Here is a 16705-nt window from a genome sequence, read left to right on the forward strand (position 1 = left end):
CACACTGTGGTGTGACTTTTCGGTGGGTTCAGGCGCTCTTCAGTAGTGAGGCGGTTGTGCTGCTGAGGAGGGAACACGATGAGTGAGGTCGCGACCAGAGCGAGTGTGCTGACAATCGGAGCAATTGCTCCGGGGGAATACCAGGCGCTGGCGGATCTGCACGGCGGGCGCAGTTATCTACAGGTCGCCGCGTGGGCCGCGGTGAAAGCCGAATGGACGTCGGAGTTACTCGCGTGGCGCGAGCCGGACGGCACCGTCGTCGGCACCACGCTGGTGTTGCTGCGCCGGTTGCCGGGGGTTTCGCGGTGGTATGCCTACCTGCCGGAGGGCCCGGATATCGACTGGGCCGACCCACGGCTGGAGCGGTGGCTCGACCCGCTGCTCGAGTACCTCGACCGGCGACAGGTGTTCGCCGTCCGGCTCGGTCCGCCACCAGCGCTGCGGCGCTGGCAGGCGGCGACACTCAAGTCGGCCGGGGCGCCGGGCCGCCAGGTGGACGACGTCCTCCCGGACGTCGTGGAGCCGGTCGGGTCGGCAGTGGTCGAACGGCTGCGGTCGCTCGGGTGGTCCCGCGGCGGCGAGGACGGGACAGGCGGGGACGCGCAGCCGCGGTACCAGTTCCAGGTGCCGCTCGCCGGGCGGACCGAGGCCGAGCTGTGGTCGGGGCTGAGCAAGGAGTGGCGGCGCAACATCCAGAAGGGGGAGAAGTCCGGCGTCCGGATCCGGATCGGCACCGAGACCGACCTGCCCGCCTTCTTCCAGTTGCTGCAGGCAACGGAGCGGCGCAACGGCTTCCGCCTCGGCCGGTCCCTCGCGTACTACGAACGCCAGTACCGCGTCCTGAACGCCGAGCTCCAGGGCCGGATGCGGCTCTACCTGTCGACGTATCGGGACGAGCTGCTCGCCGCGCACACGATGAACGTGGTCGGACGCCGAGTCTGGTACCAGTCCGGCGGATCGGCCAGCCACCGCCGCGACGTCCGTCCGAGTCACATTCTGCAGTGGCGGATGATGTCGGACGCTCACCAGCTCGGCGCCGAGCGCTACGACATGCGCGGCGTCAGCGGCTGCCTCGACCCAGCGGACCCCGCCTTCGGTCTGCTCCGCTGGAAGCTCGGGACCGGTGGTGAGCTGATCCAGACCGTGGGGGAGTGGGAGCGGCCCCTCCCCGGTCCGGTCAATCAGCTGCTGCTGCGCGCGATGACTCGCTACCGCCGAGGCTGATCAGGTACCGCGGATGACGAAGGGCTTGGTGCTGCCGGCGACCTTGTCACCGCACGGCGGCAGGTAGGCGCGGTAGCTGATGTTGCCCTTGTACGCCGGTTGCGCGTTCAGGGTGAAGCGGTCGCTGATCCGGACCTTGGTGGTGCTGACGGTGCGCCAGGCGGTCGCGCCGTAGAGGCGCTGCAGAGCGACCTGGCAGTAGTTGCCGCGGACGACGGCGCCGTTCACCGGGACGATCGTGCCGACCGGCGCGCTGGTCTTCGAGGGCGCGGCCGAGATCGCGGCCGGCCGCTTGACCCGCGTGACGAGCCGCGCGATCCCGCCTGGCTTCCCCGGCAGCTTCATACAGCTCGTCCAGTCGCCGTTAGGGTTCGCGGCGAACGACCGGGTGAAGTTGCCGTTGGTGTCGCTCAGCACTTCCTCGTGCTCGTTCGCCTCGAGGCATCGCTCCTCGATCCCGAACCACAACTTCAACCGCGTCCCGTACGGCTTGCCCGTCTGCGAGTCGACGACGGTGTACCGCACCGACCACGGCTTGTCGTACGGCACCACGCTCGGCGTCAGGACCGAGGTGAACTTCGGGACATGGACCCCGTTCACCACCAGCGCCGGCGGATTCGCGACCGGGACCGGGCTGGACGCCGGCTTCCCCTCGACGAACTCCAGCCCGTCGACCGCGGCCGGCTCGACCGTCCCGTTCAGCGTCGACGGAACGTACGCCGTACCGCGCCAAAGCCCCGGAGTCCCGTCACCATCAACAAGCTGGAGCGGCATCGACGAGAACTCGTTCGCCGGCCCACTTCCGCTGATCCGCTTGAACTGGACGAAGAGCGACTTGTCGAACGACAAGTCCTCGTAAGACCCCTCGACCGTCACAGTCACCGGCACCGTGTTGAGCGACGACACCGCGACACTCGTCTTACTCAACGTCACCTTCACCGGACCGACCTCGGCAGCCGCCGGCACCGCCCCGACCGCCGAACCGACCAGAGCCACCGAAAGTCCCGCCGCCAGCCTTCTTCTCATCTCCACCCTCCCCACCCTGCCGGAGTTCCCGCTCCCAAAGCCACCGCCGTGCCGAGCCTTGCCCGATCAGGCCTCGGCAGTGGACCAGAACCGGAGGCCGAAATTCTGTTGCGACGGCAACGGCGTACTGCGACCTTCTAACAGATGCCTCCAGCTCCCGATGAAGAACTCCGCGCAGCGCTCACCCGTGAGCGCTACCCCCGCAGCTCCGGCTACGAGCCGCTCTGGATCATCGACAACGCGATGGGCCCGCATCCGCTGTGGTGCGTCGAGGCGCTGATGCAGGTGATGACGTTGCGGCCCGGGATGCGGGTGCTCGACCTCGGCTGTGGCCGGGCGGCGACGTCCATCTTCCTGGCCCGCGAGTACGACGTCGAGGTCTGGGCGGCCGACCTGTGGATCGACCCCACCGAGAACTGGGCGCGGATCCGCGACTGGGAGCTCGCCGACCGCGTCCACCCCCTGCGTACCGAAGCCACCGAGCTCCTGTTCGCCCACGGCTTCTTCGACGCCGTCGTCAGCGTCGGCTCCTACCACTACTTCGGCACCGAGGGCCGCTACCTCGCGTACCTCCTCAACTACCTCAAACCCGGCGGTGCCCTCGGCGTCGTCACCCCAGGCCTCGTCAACGACTTCGGCACTGGCCTCCCGCCGTACCTCGCCGCGCACTGGACGCCGGACATGTTCACCTGGCTCGCAGCCGACTGGTGGCGCAACCTCTGGGAACGCACCGGCCTGGTCACCATCGACACCGCCGACCTGGTCCCCGGCGGCTGGGACGACTGGCTGTCCTGGCTCAAGGCCTGCGACCTGATCGGCCGTGGCTACGCACCCGACGCCACCATGCTCGAAGCCGACCAAGGAAACCTGATCGGCCTCGTCCGCCTCCTCGCCCACCGCAACTAGATGCCCCCGGCAATCACCCTGCAGTTCCACCCGAACTGGCCCTACGGCGACGGCACCGTGATCGACTCGATGGCCGCCGACGGTATCTACCGCTCCCAGTTCAGCACCGGCACCTCCAACGGCGGCCGTACCGCACACCCCGGCGGAGACCGCTGGCGCTGGGAGAGCCGCCTCTTCGCCGGCCGGTACGACGACGCCCCCGCCACAAGCCGTCCCGTGTACGGCGCCTGGAACCGCCACGCCAGCCCCTACGGCGGCGCGATCCGCTTCGGCTCCTCCTACCTCCGGCTGCGCCCAGCCACAGTCGACCGAGCCACCTTCTGCTTCCCCGACTCCGTCTACGAGCCCACCGACCTCGGCGACCAATCCCTCCTGCCGCACTTGTGCCACCTCGCCGACAAGACAGCAAACGACGATCTCGACGACTACGTCGAAGCCCACGTCCACGGCCCCGTCCGCTTCACCGCGGACGTCGATGCCGTCGTCCTCGACCCGTCCTTCGCCAACACCCCAGTCGCCCACGCTGCCGCCCGCCTCGGTTGCCCGGTCGAGTACCACCCGGGCTTCGAAGTCCGCCCCGAAGCAATCGACCCCACCTTCCGGGGCCCCCACATCGCCAACCTCGCCAAGTCCCTCGGCCCACTACTAACACCCACCACCCTCACTTCCACCAGCCAGTCCGCCCAGGACCTGAAACACCTCTGGCACTGTCTGGCCCACTACGGCCGCCGAACCGACGCCCGACCCACGTGACAAGCTGGCCAACATGCTGACCCTGGGCCCGCTGCAGCCGACCGACCGCGACGACTGGGAGCGCCTGTTCGCCGGCTACAGCGAGTTCTACGGCCGACCAACCATGCCGACCGGCTTCTACGACCGAACCTGGCCGCGCTTCCACTCCGGCGAACTCCACGCCCTAGGCGCCCGCCTCGACAACCACCTGATCGGCATCGCCCACTTCCTCACCCACCCCAGCACAACCTCCGGCGACGCCTGCTACCTACAAGACCTCTTCACCGCCCCCGAAGCCCGCGGCCAAGGCGCCGCCCGAGCCCTCATCACCGCAGTAGCCACCTGGGCAACCACCCACGGCTGCGACCGCCTCTACTGGGCAACCCACGAGTCCAACCAGACCGCCAGACACCTGTACGACCAGCTCGCCAGCCACCACGGCTTCCTCATCTACTCCCGCCCCCTGTAACCCAGGTCGTACGGCGGACGCCCGTCACCCACCAACCTCATTGCTCGCGACTCAGCCCCGCTCAACTGCGCCGGCTGAGGAGCCCCGAATGAGAGTTGGTGGGCGGTGGAGGTGCGGCCTCGGCTACTGAGTTAGTAGGAACCTGCGGATCTGGTCCGAGACCTCTTGGGGGGCTGCCCAGAAGGCGCCGTGGCCCTGGTCGGGGAGGTTGAGGACTGTGACGTTGGGCAGGAGTGCGGCCAGGGCTTCGGCGCCGGTGTGGAAGTGGGGTTCGCTGTTGCTGCCGATGGCGACCGCGATCGGTGCGGTGATGGACCAGCGGTCGGTGGGGAGGGGTTTGCCGTCCATCAGTCCGTGCAGGTTCTTGCCCTCGTAGACGAAAGTGTGGGCGTAGCGGGTCATGTCGTTCCAGGAAGGGTCCTGTTTCATCGGCTCGATGTACTCGGCGGGGACGCCGATAACTTCGGTCATCATGTACTCAACGGCGTCGCTGCGCCGGCCGGCCGCGACCAGCTCTGCTACGTGCTCGACGTAGTCGGCGGGGACCGGTGGCCGGGCGTCGTCGACGAGGAACGGCGGATCGTAGAGGTAGAGCCCGGTCACCTTGTCGCCCAGTGCATCTGCTGCGTCAAGGATGATCGCGCAGCCGCCAGAACCGCTGGTCAGGGCGGCGGATCCGCCGGCGATGTCGATCAGGGCGGCGATGTCCTCGATCTCGCGGGCCGGGTCGTAGGGCTGCGGATCACCGCTGGCGCCACGTCCACGCCGGTCGAAGCTGATCACGGTGAAGTGGTCGGCGAGCGCCTTGACCAGGCCGCTGACGGCAGTGTGGTCCTCGGCGACGTTACTGACCACGATGATGGCTGGGCCGGAGCCGACCTTCTCGTAGGCGATCGTGGTGCCGTCAGCGGAATCGATGGTCAACAAGGTCGGGTCCTCCTGGTTTGTTCGTAACAGGTCGCTGAGCCGGTCGAAGGACTGGGAATACCCCTCGACCATCTGCAGTTCGACCGCTCGCTGCAGTGCCCGGTGATCGGGGAAGCTGATCTCCACCTCGACACGGGTGCCGGTGCCGGACGGAGTGAAGACGACCGAGGTCGGAAAGGTGCCGGTCCCGTCGGCCTGCCACTCCTCGTTGGCAAACGTGTCGTCATAGGTCAGTTCGGTCCCTGGAACGACGCGGCCATAGGTCGCGATACCACGCACGGTTTCGGCCGACCTGTCCTGCGGCGCGAGCTCGAAACGCCAGCGGCCGCCCGGACGGACGTCCATCTCGTGAACGGTCGTCGCCCAGCCCGCCGGGCCCCACCACTGCGTGATCGCTGCGGCATCGGTCCAGGCCCACCACACCCGGTCCACGCCCGCGCCGTAACGACGAGTGATCCGAACGGTATTGCGTGAGCTATCGATCACGACCCCGTCGTCAGGCATGTTCTGGGTCCTCACTCTTCGTTTCGTTCAGGAAGGAGTCGAGACGCTCCATCCGCTCGGCCCAGAGGCCCGCGAAGCGCTGCGTCCAGTCGTTCAGATCGCGCATCGATTCCGGGCGCAGCCGGTAGATCCGCTGCTGCGCATGTTTCGTCGCGTCGACCACGCCGACCTCGGCGAGGAGCCGCAGATGGCGTGACACCTGGGGCTGCCCCAGCTCGAGTTCGGCGACGATACTGCCGACCGACCGGGGACCGTCCCTGAGCGACTCGACGATCCGGAACCGGTTCGGCTCGGAGATCACCGTCAGCCGCTGCTGCACGTCATTGACCATGGCCCAGAACATACAGCTAGCTGTATATACACGCAAGTGTATCTTCGCGCCTCCTGCGCGACGGTCGGGCTGGGGTGACGCGTCTGGCGGGGTCAGGTTGTGCGGCGAAGGTGGCGGGGGACGGCGCGCATGACGCGGCCGAGGTCGTCGGTGATGGCGGTGACGCGTTCGGAGCGGCCGTCGTCGTCGATGTAGATCATGACGGTCCGGACGTCGGCGTGACCGGAGAGCTCCTGGATGTCTTCGGCGTTCAGGCCGCGGCGTTTCTGGTCGGTGATCGCGGTGGCGCGCAGGGAGTGCGGGGTGACCTTCTCCGGGCGGGGGATACCAGCGGACTTCGCCAGCCGGCGGAGTAGACGGGTGACGTCGTGCCGATCGAGGCGGTGGCCGTTAGTGTCGGCGATGAGCGGGGCCGGGCCGGTGTCTGCCCAGGGCGGGCGGACGGCGACGTACAGGTCGAGAAGCTCGGCGACGGTGGTCTCGAGGGGGACGCGGACCGACTCACCGCCCTTGCGGGTGACGACCAGCCAGGTACGCCGACCCTCGTCGTGCCGATCGCTGTCGTCGATCGCGCACAGCTCTGAGACACGCAGAGCGCCGGTGAAGAGCAAGCCGACGACCAGCGCATCGCGGACGTCGGTCGCCGCCGCGAGCAACGCGGTGACGTCGTCCGCCTGCAGGACCCGGGCGGACGTCGCACGGCGGCCGCGACGGAACTTGGGCCGATGGTCGTCGTCGGAGATGGGGGAGAGGACGGGAAGGCCCCAACTGGCGGCGTACCGGTAGAGGCTGGACAGGGTCGAGAGCCGGCGGGCGATCGACGACTCGGACGCGCCGGCATCTTGCTGCTGCGACAGCCACATGGTGATCTCACCGCGGTGCAGGTCGAGCGCGAAGCGATCCCGGCCCAGCTCGCGGCGGGCCCACTCGGCCCAGAGCAGCAGGTCGTCGGCGTACGCGATCCGCGTCTGCGGGCTAGCGCGACGACTCCCGCCCAGCCAGAGGACGGTCAGAGCGGTCAACTCCGGAGTAAGTACTCCGGTTAGCAGATCAAGCCGGTCCACAGTCTCGGCCGAATGGCCGGCACCGATCGGTTTACGGGCCCCCAGTGAGCGGCGTACAGCGGCTTCCGTCACCCCATCAGGTTTTGGCTGCTCGACTACAGCTCCTTGAAAGCGCTTCGCCAGCTCGTCGTCCACAGGAGAGATCTTAGCGCATAACGGGGATTATGCGCTCTCAGTCATTATGATTTAGTAGAGATAGTTCAGTTTAGTTTGACGTAACTAAACTAACGAAATACGAAACGGAAGTGACGAAACGTGGTAGGGTGAGGACATGACGACGGCGGAGATTGAGCAGACCGCACAGGCGCGCGTGGGCCTGTGCGAGTTCCCGGGAGTGAACTGCCCGAACCCGAAACAGACGGACGCCGGAGCGACCGGCCGGCCGCCGAAGTACTGCGGGATCGAAGGGCCTGGAGTCGACGGGAAGCCGGTCGTCCATAACAAGGCGACGGCCTGGGCGGCGAAGAAGGCTGTCCAGAAGCGTCCGAGTGACGCAGCTGGCGTGGTGAATGCGCAGCCGGCGGTGACTGGGCCGGTGACGACCGCCCGGGCCACCCTCGAGAATCAGATGCTCGAGTTGCCGCGTCGGCTCGACCAGCTGCAGGAGTTCCTCACCGGGATCACCGAAGCGGTCCGGGCGTACGGCTCGGCCGAAGCTGTAGCGGCCGAGGTCGAGCAGCTCCAGGCGTCGTCGCGCGCGCAGCTGGCCGAGTCCGAGCGCCTGCGTGGTGAGGAGGAGCACCGCCGCCGGCAGGCTGAGCAGCAGGCCGCGGAGTCCGAAGACGCTCGAGACGAGGCGGACGCCGCAGCTCAGGAGGCCTTCGAGCTGCTCGTCACCGCGAATCGTGAGACTGCCACCGCGCTGGCCGCAGCCGAGGAGGCCCGTCAGGAGGCCGCCGCCGCGCGCGAGGTGGCCGCCAGTGAGCTGGCTGAGGCGCGTCAAGAGCTGGCAACCGCCCAGCAGACGGCTGCTGCAGAGCTCCAGCAGCTCCGTGCGGAAGCCGACACGCGCCTGGCCGCCGTCCAAGCCGCCAACCAGACCCAGCTCGACGAGATCCGAGCCGCTGCGCGAGCCGCCCAGACCGCTAAAGCCACTGCGGACTCCGAGCGTCAGGCAGCCCTCAAGACTGCCGAGGACCTCCGCTCCGAGCTCCGCAACCTCCACACCCAACACAGCGCGGCCCTCGACTCTCTCCGCGCTGACCACCGCGCCGACCGCGAGCAGCTCCGCACCGACCACCAAGCCCAGCTGGCCGACCTCCGCCAAGCCGCCACCGACCGCATCACCGCCGCCACCACAGCCCAACAGGCCGCCGAACAAACCGCCGCCGACCTCCGAGTCCAGCTAGCCCAAGCCACAACCACCCCCGACCCAACCACCGACCCCCAGAACTAGCCCCCCAGCCCGGAGGTAGCGCTCCCAGTTGAGGCCGTTCAGAAACTCGCCGAAGAGCCGAGCCGCGGTCTCGGACTCGTAGAGCCCTCGGCCTGGTCGAGCTGTCCGGACGGGGTTCGAAACTCGGCCCATGCGAGGCGGCGCCGGAACTCACCGCGATACGAGACGTGGATGATGCCGCCGACCGTGTTGTGCGCCCACGCGGGCGCGATCGTCGTGACGATGGTGTCCGTGCAGCGTCTCCCGCGTCATGCATGAGGTCGGTGAACCAGGCGACGTACGCCTGGTAGTTCCACCTGTGCGTCACGCGGGTCGTGTAAGAGGTCTGCGCGGCGTACGCCTGGTAGTTCCACCTGTGCGTCACGCGGGTCGTGCATGAGGTCTGCGCGGCGTACGCCTGGTGGTTCCACCCGTTCTGCACGCGGGTCGCGGAGTACGCCTCCAACGGGCCCGCGCCGGGGCCGGAGTTGGGCCTCCCCCTGGGGGTGAGGGGGAGGCGGGCGGAGAGTTAGGGGCCTACTGGCATGAGGGAGTCCAGGCAGGTGTTGGTGTGGTGGTTGCACATCTTGAAGTTCTCGACGCGCGCGCTGAGCTCGCCCGAGGTGTTTCGGCCGGACGGGATGATCGACTCTTTGCTGCCTTTGGTGAGATCGAGGAAGACTCGGAGCGGCTGCTCGGAGCGGTTTCTGGCGGAGAACCAGGCAGTCCCGATGTCGGGATCGTTGTCGATCTGCAGCCCCCAGGTACCGAATTCCCAGCTGTAGTTGTGCGGTGAGTGGGCGACGTTGGGGTAGATCGCGTTGCGGCAGCGCTTCTGCCCGGTGGCCTCGCAGATCTGCAGGCGCATGGCTTTGGTGTCGAACGTCCGCTGCCAGGACGCTCCCGGCTTGATCGTGTGGGGCGACTGGATCTGCCGGTCGAAGTCGTACGCCGCGACCCGCAGATCGGCCCGGCCGCCGTTGTGGACCCAGGCCCAGGAAGATCCGGTTCCCGGTGCGTGGTCGATCTGCAGGGTGTGTTCGCGCCACTGCCAGGTGTACGCCGGGCCGGCCAGCGCCTGCGGCGCGGCAAGTGCGGTGGATGCGAGGACCAGCGTCAGGAGGGCGGCGCCGATCCGCAGAATTCTTGGTTTCATGCCTCCAAGACAGCTGACCGCGGCAGGCCGTGACAGGACTGCCGGCGGGGTAGGCTGCGGGCTCGGGGCTGGGGTCCGAGGGGGAGCCATGAGCACAGTTGATCCGGTACAAGCACGCCGTACGCGGCGGCTGCAACGGGCCGGGAAGCCGAAGTTCTTGATCGGTGCAATCGTTGCCGGCGTCGGTCAGACGGTCGCCGCTGTAGCGCTCGGTCTGGGCATCGGCGCGATGGTCGGCATGCTGCGCAGTAGCGCGACCGACAGCATCTTCGCCGACAACGAGATCGACTCCGGGCTCTGGGGTCCGGCCGCGATGGGTATCTGGTTCGTCGTCGGGACCTTTGGGCTGATGCTGACCGCCGGGCTGACCCGCTATCTGATCGGCGAGTACCGCGGCGGCGTGAAGCAGCCCGTCGTCCAGCTGCCGGTCGCGCTGAGCGCGGTGGCTGTTGGCGTCGTGCTGAGCACCCTGGGCTGGGTCGAGCCGCTCGCGGTCGGTACGAAGGTCGACCCGGTGTTCCAGCACGACAAGCCGTGGAGTGCGTTCGGCTGGGTCATGTACCACGCGACCAGCTGGCTGCCGGCCCTCTTCGCGCTGGCTGCGATCGCCTCGATCGTCTTCGCCGTCAGGCACAACCGCCGCTTACGGCAGCAGCTCGCCGACCGCGCCCGGCTGCTCGCCGAGGGCGCCAAGGTCGAAGGCGTCGTCACCGATGTCACCGTTCAGACCGCCTCGAACGACGTCGGCCAGCGCTCCGTCGTCGGCGCGAAGATCGTCGTCAAGTTCACCGATCGAGGCGGCGTCGATCGGTGGGTGATCCGCACGCTCCAGGGGCGGACGCCGGTCGCCGCCGGAGCAGCGGTCCTGGTTCTGTTCGACCCGCTCCGGCCGGAGGTCGACGAGCTGATCTTCGTCGCCCTCAACCTAGAGCCGCTGCCCGGCGACTGGCTCGGCACGATCTCCTGACAACGCGACGGCCCTCTCACCGAGTGGTGAGAGGGCCGCGCGGGGGAGGGGTCAGCCGAGCGTGAGGGTGACGCCGTAGTAGCTCGCGGCGTCGACGACGGGCTGGTAGAAGGAGTAGGAGCCGGTGGCGTTGCCGCCCTGGTTGAAGCCGCAGTCGTGGCCGTCGTTCGGGCCGCCCGAGGTCATGCCCTGGGCGATGGTGCCGGAGATGTAGGCGCCGCCGGAGTCGCCGCCTTCGGTGCAGACGGTCGAGCGGGCCAGGCCGCTGGTGCGGGTGACGCTGCCGCCCGCGCCGCCGTAGTTGACGGTGAGGTTGTACTGCGTGATCGAGCCGCAGGTCCAGCCGGTGGTGTTACCGGCCTTGCAGATCGTCGTCCCGACCGGGGCCTTCGAAGAGCCCGTCACACGGGTGGTCTGGCCGTTGCGGTTGTCGATGTAGCCGCGGCCGACGTTGTTGGAGTCGATGTCCATCAGGCCCATGTCGACACTCGGCGAGCCGGTGCGGAAGCGGCTCGCGATACCGACGCCGAGCCGGACGCCGGAGCGGTTCTGCACCATCGGGTTGCCCTCGACGCAGTGGCCGGCGCTCAGCATCACGTTGTTTCCGCTGCGGGTGCCGGAGAAGCCGAGCGAGCAGTTCGTCCCCGGGACCAGGTCCATGATCTGGCCGCCGATGACGTCGGCAGTCATGGTCAGCGTGGTGGTGTTGGTGCTGACGTCGACACCGGGCAGCGCCTTCAGCTGCTTGACCAGCGCCGCGGTCTTGGCGGACTGCTTGCCGGGCTGGAGCACGACCTGCAGGCGGTCGGTCGGCAGGTCGGCGCCGATCGACTGCACCTGCAGCGAGCCGGACTTGTCGGCCAGGGCCTGGACCTGCTGCTGCAGCTTGGCCAGGGCCTTCTCACCGCGCGCGACGGTCCGGGGGCTCAGACCGTGCTCGCGAGCGACCTCGGCGGCCTTGGCCGAGTGCACGTTGACGACCAGCTGGCGCTTCGCGTCGAAGAACGCGCCGTCCAGGTTGGCCGACTCCTTCTTGGCCGACTCGAAGGCGTTCGCCTTGGCGTGCTCGCCGTCCAGGCGGACCTTGGCCTGGGTCGCGGTCACGCCCCAGGTCTTGCCGAGGACGTCGTACACGCCGTCGGCCGGGGCGGGGACGGGCGCGCTGGTCGCGGTCTGCATCGGCGCCAGGGCGGCGGCGCCGAGTCCGAGAGCGAGGACGGCGCCGGCGAAGGACTTACGGGGGCGGGGCGGGAAGCGCATCGGGTCACATCCGATTCTTCGGTGGAGCCTGCCTCGGAGGCTCCGGTGCACTGAATCGTTGAGGTGACCCAGGATGACGACAAGGGCACGCCACGTCACGAGGGGCCGGGCAAGGGTATGCCTTCGGTGAACCCGGGCCGGGGCGCCGGAGGTCGAGGGTGAACGCGCGCCGAACGGCAGCCGGCGAAGGTCGGAACGAGGGGGAGCCTTCTGCCCGCCATTCTGCAGTAGACCGGTTTAGTTTTCGGCGTCCAATTCGTCCCGCCGACGGGTCAGATAGGCGATTTCCGCCGTGTTCCCGGTCAATTCCAGGGCTTTGTCGTAGGCCGCGCGAGATTCTTCGGCCCGGCCCAGCCGGCGGAGCAGATCCGCCCGCGTCACGTGGTACGCGTGGTACCCGCCGAGGCTCCCGGCGAGCTGGTCGACCGCGGTGAGCGCGACCTCCGGGCCGTCCAGCTCGGCGACGGCGATCGCACGGTTCAGGACGACGATCGGCGACGGGTCGAGGCGGACGAGTTGGTTGTACAGGGCCACGACCTGCGACCAGTCCGTCTCCTCGACCTTGCGCGCCGAGGTGTGGACGGCGTTCACCGCGGCGAGAAGCTGATAACGGCCGGGCGCGACGCCGGTCGCCAGCCGCGCGCGAACCAGCGCGTGCCCCTCGGCGATCAGCTCCGCGTCCCACGCCGTCCGGTCCTGCTCGCCGAGCGGGATCAGGACGCCGGACGCCGACACCCGCGCCGTCCGCCGGGCCTCGGTCAGCAGCATCAACGCGAGCAGCCCGGCGACCTCGCCGTCGTCCGGCAGCAGCGCGTGGATCAGCCGGGTGAGCCGGATCGCCTCGCCGGTTAGCTCGAGGCGGACCGGATCGGTGCCGGGGCCGGTCGCGAGATAGCCCTCGTTGAAAACCAGGAACAATACGGCGAGGACGCCGGACACCCGCTCCGGCAGGTCGGCGGCGTCCGGCACCCGGTACGGAATGCGCGCGGTCTTGATCTTCGCCTTCGCCCGGGAAATCCGCTGGCCCATCGTCGTCTCCTGGACCAGGAACGCGCGGGCGATCTCGGGCACGGTCAGTCCGCCGATCATCCGCAGCGTGAGCGCGACCCGCGTCTCCAGCGCGAGCGCCGGGTGGCAGCAGGTGAAGATCAGCCGCAGCCGCTCGTCGTCGATGATTCCGAGCGGCTCGGGCGGTTCGGCGTACGTCTGCTGGGCCTCGCGATGTTTGGCATCGCGTTTGCTCTCGCGGCGCAGCCGGTCGATCGCCTTCCGGTTCGCGGTGGTGGTCAGCCAGGCGCCCGGGTTCGGCGGGACGCCGTCCTCCGGCCACCGCGCCACCGCCGTCGCGAAGGCCTCGGCCGCGGCCTCCTCGGCGACGTCCAGATCGCCGAACCGCTTGGCCAGCGACGCGACCACCCGCGCCCACTCACCGCGATGCGCCGCGCCGATCGCCTCCGCAACGTCACTCACAGGAACGCCCGCACCTCGACCCGCCGGTTGCAGTGCTTCGACCCCTCGGCCGCCAGCCGCAACGCCGCCTCCAGATCGGGCGCCTCGAAAATCCAGAACCCGGCCAGATACTCCTTCGTCTCCACGAACGGCCCATCCGTGAACAACGGCTCCGCCCCACGCCCGTCCACCACCGTCGCCGCCCCCGGCGCCGCCAGCCCACCCGCGAACACCCAGCTCCCGGCCGCCATCACGCGCTCGTTGAACGCATCAATAGCCGCCATCTCCGCAGCCGTCGCCGACCCCGTCCGATCATCGATCACCGAAACGAAGAACTGCATCCCCAACCTCTCCCTCGAAAAGGCAACCCAACCCGTCAAAAGCCGAGACCCCTGCCGGCGGAAATTCCCCCGGCGGTTCGACCGTCCCCTCCGCCCGCAAATGCCGCTCGGCGAACCGCTGCGCCCGCTCCAGCGCCGTCGCACACTGCTCCGCCGTGATCCGGCCCGCGCGCAGCGCCTGACCCAACTCGTCCAGGTCGAGCACGTGGTACCGCTCACCCCCGGGCGGCACGAGGAAGTCGGCGTACAGATCATGGACGACGTAACCGTCGCCCGACCCCTCGATCTCGACGACGTCGACGTACCACCAGCCCTCGACCGGCCCCTCGAATACCGCCGGCCGCGTCAGCTGCACGCCCTCATCGAGCAGCAGGAAACACCGCTCGACAGACGGCCGCCCCGGCACCTGGTACCGCGGCAAGATCCGCACGTCGTACGCGACGACGCCGTCGACCCGACGCCCAGGACACCACTGCCCGGTGCGATGCAGGACCTGAACACTCTCCACGCCCCGACCTTCTCACGGGAGGAGGTGGGTCAGGCGGGACTGGATGTCGGCGGGGTAGATGGCGTGGGTGTGGAGGGCTTCGGGCGTGGACCAGTGGAGTTCGAAGCTGTTGTCGGGGTGGTCGGCGGCGGCTTCGGGACCGGACAGGCGTGGGGTGCCTTGGACGTTGGTAACCAGGTAGTAGTGGGCGGGACGGCTGTTGTGCGTGCCGTTCCAGAGGAGCCGGTCGATGGTCGCGGTCAGCGTCGTCTCCTCCTCGAGCTCCCGGATGGCGGTCTCCTCAGGCGTCTCGCCGTCCTTGGCATGGGAGGAGATCGCCAGGGGCCGCCGACAGTTTCCGCGCGATACAGGCCGATCTCAGTCGCGTCGCGGTTTCGTGAACGTGGCGGCTGGTGTGCCGCAACCGTCTTGTCACGCGTGGTTAGCATGACGTCGTGAGCCGTCCGCCGTTGGGTCAGCGTCGGTCGATGGCCGACCGGATGCGGCAGCTTCGGCTGCGGGAGTTCGTCGGGCGCGCGGAGCAGCGGCAGGTCTTCGTCGCGGCGATGAGCGAGTACGCCGACGCTCCGCGGGTGCTGCTCGTGCACGGGCCGGGCGGGATCGGGAAGTCCGCGCTGCTGCGCCAGTTCGCGGACCACGCCGAGAAGGCCGTTCGCCAAGTCATCCTGATCGACGGCCAGGACGTCGAGACGTCGAGCGCGGCCTTCGAACGCGCGGCGGCCGCGGCTCACAGCGCCGACCGGCCCGTGATCCTGGTGGATGCCTTCGAACATTGCCAGGCGCTCGAGGGCTGGGTGCGCGAGGAGTTCCTGCCGAAGCTGCCGGAGGACGCGGTCGTCGTCCTGGCCGGCCGGAACCGGCCCGAGTCGCAGTGGACGATCGAGCCGGGCCTTCGCGGTCTCGTCCGGCTGCTGCCGCTCGAACCGCTGTCGCCCGCCGACGCGACCACCCTGCTGGAGAACTGGCAGATCCCCGAGCGCCTGCGCGACGCGCTGACCAGATTCTCGGCCGGCAGTCCGCTCGCGCTGTCCCTGGCCGCCCAGGCTGTGACCGACGGCGCGTCCCTCGACGAGGACCGGTGGAAGCCGAGCCTCGACGTCATCAAGGCCCTGCTCGCGCAGCTGGTCGACCAGGTGCCGTCCGCGTCACACGAGTTCGCCCTCCGCGTCTGCAGTCACGTCCGGCACACCACCCTCGACCTGCTGCGGACCGGCCTCGACGAAACCGCCGCCGTGGCCGCCTTCGAATGGCTCGAGGACCTGCCCTGGGTCGAGCGCGGCCCGCACGGCCTGTTGCCGCACGAGCTGGTACGCGAGGTCCTGGACGCCGACTTCGCCTGGCGCGACCCCGCGACGTACGCCGACCTGCACGCGCGGCTCTGGCTGCGCCTGGGGGAGCGGGCCCAGGCGCAGACCGGCGACGCCGTCGGGATCGCCGTCGCCGAGCTCCTCTACCTCACGCGATACAGCCATGAAGCCGGCGCGGAGGTCGCGGAGGCGCTCAGATCCGGCGGCATCTTCGAGCGCGAGTACGCCGCCGAGCTGCGGGACGACGTCCTGCGGCTGGCTCGCGACGACCAGGGCGAGGCGTACGCCGGATTGGTGGCGTACTGGCTGGATCGCCGGCCGGACGCCTTCCACGTCTACTGTGCCGCGGACGACCTGCGCCCGATCTCGTTCCTGACCTGGCTCCGGCTCGAGGAGGTGAACGCCGAAGAGACCGCGGCCGACCCGTTCGTGGCCGAGATCATGACCTACGTCGCGGAGATCGGCGGTCTGCAGCCCGGCCAGTCGGTCGGCTTCGCGCGATTCAGCGTCCCGGAGCCGACGAGCGGTTCGTACTCGCGCACCTCGCACTTGCACGGCGTCCGCGTCGCGACCCAGCTGTTCCGCTACCACGAAGGCCTCGTCGCGAACTTCCTCACGTTCCCCAGCCCGGCCGCCTTCGAGGGCGACCTCGCGTCGTTCGACTACTTCCCGGCCGGCGAGCTCACGGGCCCGCGGGGCGCGCCATGGGTGCTGTTCCTCAACGACCGGCGCAAGCTCTCCCTGTCGCAGCACCTCGAACGGTCGATCCCGACGCTCTGGTCACCGACCGGCGCGCCGCACATCTACTACCGCCCGAAGCAGGCCGACGCGCTCGCGATGTCCCGCGACGAGCACGACGAGGCCGTCAAGCAGCTGCTCCGCGACTGGCTGGACGACGACGCCGTTGCCGTGAACCCGCTGGTGCGGCTCCACGGCAACGAGCAGGCCGTCCGGACGGCGGTCACGGCGGCGGTTGCCCGGCTCGACGAGAACCCGCGCCGGGTCCGGCACCATCGGGTGCTCCAGGCAACCTTCTTGGAGCGGTCCGTCTCGCAGGAGGCAGCGGCGGCGAGGGTCGGGATGCCGTTCGGCACCTACCGCCGCTACCTCCGGGTCGCGCTGGCCGAGGTCTGCGAACAGCTCTGGCTCAGCCGCTGAG

Annotated in this window: 17 protein-coding genes; 7 read left to right on the forward strand and 10 right to left on the reverse strand. The window is 69.1% G+C overall.

The annotated features are described in order from the left end of the window. Positions 1-78 precede the first annotated feature (78 nt). A complete protein-coding gene (locus ACZ6ZD_RS28610) occupies positions 79-1224 on the forward strand; it encodes a lipid II:glycine glycyltransferase FemX (protein ID WP_465677012.1) in 1146 nt (381 codons plus the stop codon). Here ACZ6ZD_RS28610 and ACZ6ZD_RS28615 read toward each other — a convergent pair whose 3' ends face one another. Further along, positions 1225-2250 carry a hypothetical protein gene (locus ACZ6ZD_RS28615; protein WP_465677013.1) on the reverse strand — a complete coding sequence of 342 codons (1026 nt, stop codon included), beginning with the start codon at positions 2248-2250 and terminating at the stop codon, positions 1225-1227. A 144-nt stretch (positions 2251-2394) separates the two neighbouring features. On the opposite strand from ACZ6ZD_RS28615, the gene ACZ6ZD_RS28620 reads away from it, so the two are divergent. Genes ACZ6ZD_RS28620 through ACZ6ZD_RS28630 form a run of 3 tightly spaced genes read left to right on the forward strand, consistent with a single transcriptional unit; the run spans position 2395 to position 4357 of the window. Further along, the gene (locus ACZ6ZD_RS28620; protein WP_465677014.1) at positions 2395-3156 is read left to right on the forward strand and encodes an SAM-dependent methyltransferase; all 762 of its coding nucleotides are present in this window, start codon (positions 2395-2397) and stop codon (positions 3154-3156) included. Then, the gene (locus ACZ6ZD_RS28625; RefSeq protein ID WP_465677015.1) at positions 3157-3909 is read left to right on the forward strand and encodes a DUF3626 domain-containing protein; all 753 of its coding nucleotides are present in this window, start codon (positions 3157-3159) and stop codon (positions 3907-3909) included. Positions 3910-3922: 13 nt separating this feature from the next. Continuing rightward, the gene (locus ACZ6ZD_RS28630; protein WP_465677016.1) at positions 3923-4357 is read left to right on the forward strand and encodes a GNAT family N-acetyltransferase; all 435 of its coding nucleotides are present in this window, start codon (positions 3923-3925) and stop codon (positions 4355-4357) included. Between the two features lie 123 nt (positions 4358-4480). Here the strand turns inward: ACZ6ZD_RS28630 and ACZ6ZD_RS28635 are convergent, their stop codons facing one another. The 3 genes from ACZ6ZD_RS28635 to ACZ6ZD_RS28645 all read right to left on the reverse strand — a co-directional run bounded on the left by ACZ6ZD_RS28635 (position 4481) and on the right by ACZ6ZD_RS28645 (position 7141). Further along, a complete protein-coding gene (locus ACZ6ZD_RS28635; protein WP_465677017.1) occupies positions 4481-5788 on the reverse strand; it encodes an alpha/beta fold hydrolase in 1308 nt (435 codons plus the stop codon). Next, a complete protein-coding gene (locus ACZ6ZD_RS28640) occupies positions 5781-6107 on the reverse strand; it encodes an ArsR/SmtB family transcription factor (RefSeq protein WP_465677018.1) in 327 nt (108 codons plus the stop codon). The genes ACZ6ZD_RS28635 and ACZ6ZD_RS28640 overlap by 8 nt, the downstream gene beginning before the upstream one ends. Before the next feature lie 104 nt (positions 6108-6211). Beyond that, complete coding sequence (locus ACZ6ZD_RS28645; RefSeq protein ID WP_465677019.1) at positions 6212-7141, reverse strand: tyrosine-type recombinase/integrase; 930 nt, start codon at positions 7139-7141, stop codon at positions 6212-6214. Positions 7142-7454: 313 nt separating this feature from the next. On the opposite strand from ACZ6ZD_RS28645, the gene ACZ6ZD_RS28650 reads away from it, so the two are divergent. After that, the gene (locus ACZ6ZD_RS28650; protein WP_465677020.1) at positions 7455-8579 is read left to right on the forward strand and encodes a hypothetical protein; all 1125 of its coding nucleotides are present in this window, start codon (positions 7455-7457) and stop codon (positions 8577-8579) included. A 508-nt stretch (positions 8580-9087) separates the two neighbouring features. Here ACZ6ZD_RS28650 and ACZ6ZD_RS28655 read toward each other — a convergent pair. Continuing rightward, on the reverse strand, positions 9088-9714 hold the full coding sequence (locus ACZ6ZD_RS28655; RefSeq protein ID WP_465677021.1) for a hypothetical protein: 627 nt from the start codon (positions 9712-9714) through the stop codon (positions 9088-9090). Between the two features lie 88 nt (positions 9715-9802). On the opposite strand from ACZ6ZD_RS28655, the gene ACZ6ZD_RS28660 reads away from it, so the two are divergent. Beyond that, positions 9803-10681: a hypothetical protein gene (locus ACZ6ZD_RS28660; protein WP_465677022.1), complete on the forward strand. Its 879-nt coding sequence runs from the start codon at positions 9803-9805 to the stop codon at positions 10679-10681. A gap of 51 nt (positions 10682-10732) precedes the next feature. On the opposite strand, the gene ACZ6ZD_RS28665 is transcribed toward ACZ6ZD_RS28660, so the two are convergent. The 5 genes from ACZ6ZD_RS28665 to ACZ6ZD_RS28685 form a co-directional block, all read right to left on the reverse strand. Continuing rightward, entirely contained in the window at positions 10733-11941 is a 1209-nt protein-coding gene (locus ACZ6ZD_RS28665; RefSeq protein ID WP_465677023.1) for a S1 family peptidase, read from the reverse strand. Between the two features lie 237 nt (positions 11942-12178). Continuing rightward, a complete protein-coding gene (locus ACZ6ZD_RS28670) occupies positions 12179-13411 on the reverse strand; it encodes an RNA polymerase sigma factor (RefSeq protein ID WP_465677024.1) in 1233 nt (410 codons plus the stop codon). After that, positions 13408-13731 (reverse strand): YciI family protein, encoded by a 324-nt coding sequence (locus ACZ6ZD_RS28675; protein ID WP_465677025.1) that lies wholly within the window; start codon positions 13729-13731, stop codon positions 13408-13410. The genes ACZ6ZD_RS28670 and ACZ6ZD_RS28675 overlap by 4 nt, the downstream gene beginning before the upstream one ends. Next, on the reverse strand, positions 13703-14239 hold the full coding sequence (locus ACZ6ZD_RS28680; protein ID WP_465677026.1) for a DUF402 domain-containing protein: 537 nt from the start codon (positions 14237-14239) through the stop codon (positions 13703-13705). Before ACZ6ZD_RS28680 ends, ACZ6ZD_RS28675 begins: the two co-directional genes overlap by 29 nt. Before the next feature lie 12 nt (positions 14240-14251). Beyond that, positions 14252-14560, reverse strand: coding sequence for an NUDIX hydrolase (locus tag ACZ6ZD_RS28685; RefSeq protein ID WP_465677479.1), 309 nt, complete (start codon positions 14558-14560; stop codon positions 14252-14254). A gap of 113 nt (positions 14561-14673) precedes the next feature. On the opposite strand from ACZ6ZD_RS28685, the gene ACZ6ZD_RS28690 reads away from it, so the two are divergent. Then, complete coding sequence (locus tag ACZ6ZD_RS28690) at positions 14674-16704, forward strand: AAA family ATPase (RefSeq protein ID WP_465677027.1); 2031 nt, start codon at positions 14674-14676, stop codon at positions 16702-16704. Position 16705: the final 1 nt, after the last annotated feature.

It is taken from the genome of Kribbella sp. NPDC104218 (assembly GCF_055584105.1).

Bases quoted from the DNA above. Each gene is read 5' to 3' on its own strand.
- ACZ6ZD_RS28610 (WP_465677012.1), top strand. From the start codon at position 79: ATGAGTGAGGTCGCGACCAGAGCGAGTGTGCTGACAATCGGAGCAATT.
- ACZ6ZD_RS28615 (WP_465677013.1), bottom strand. From the start codon at position 2,250: ATGAGAAGAAGGCTGGCGGCGGGACTTTCGGTGGCTCTGGTCGGTTCG.
- ACZ6ZD_RS28620 (WP_465677014.1), top strand. From the start codon at position 2,395: ATGCCTCCAGCTCCCGATGAAGAACTCCGCGCAGCGCTCACCCGTGAG.
- ACZ6ZD_RS28625 (WP_465677015.1), top strand. From the start codon at position 3,157: ATGCCCCCGGCAATCACCCTGCAGTTCCACCCGAACTGGCCCTACGGC.
- ACZ6ZD_RS28630 (WP_465677016.1), top strand. From the start codon at position 3,923: ATGCTGACCCTGGGCCCGCTGCAGCCGACCGACCGCGACGACTGGGAG.
- ACZ6ZD_RS28635 (WP_465677017.1), bottom strand. From the start codon at position 5,788: ATGCCTGACGACGGGGTCGTGATCGATAGCTCACGCAATACCGTTCGG.
- ACZ6ZD_RS28650 (WP_465677020.1), top strand. From the start codon at position 7,455: ATGACGACGGCGGAGATTGAGCAGACCGCACAGGCGCGCGTGGGCCTG.
- ACZ6ZD_RS28655 (WP_465677021.1), bottom strand. From the start codon at position 9,714: ATGAAACCAAGAATTCTGCGGATCGGCGCCGCCCTCCTGACGCTGGTC.
- ACZ6ZD_RS28660 (WP_465677022.1), top strand. From the start codon at position 9,803: ATGAGCACAGTTGATCCGGTACAAGCACGCCGTACGCGGCGGCTGCAA.
- ACZ6ZD_RS28665 (WP_465677023.1), bottom strand. From the start codon at position 11,941: ATGCGCTTCCCGCCCCGCCCCCGTAAGTCCTTCGCCGGCGCCGTCCTC.
- ACZ6ZD_RS28675 (WP_465677025.1), bottom strand. From the start codon at position 13,731: ATGCAGTTCTTCGTTTCGGTGATCGATGATCGGACGGGGTCGGCGACG.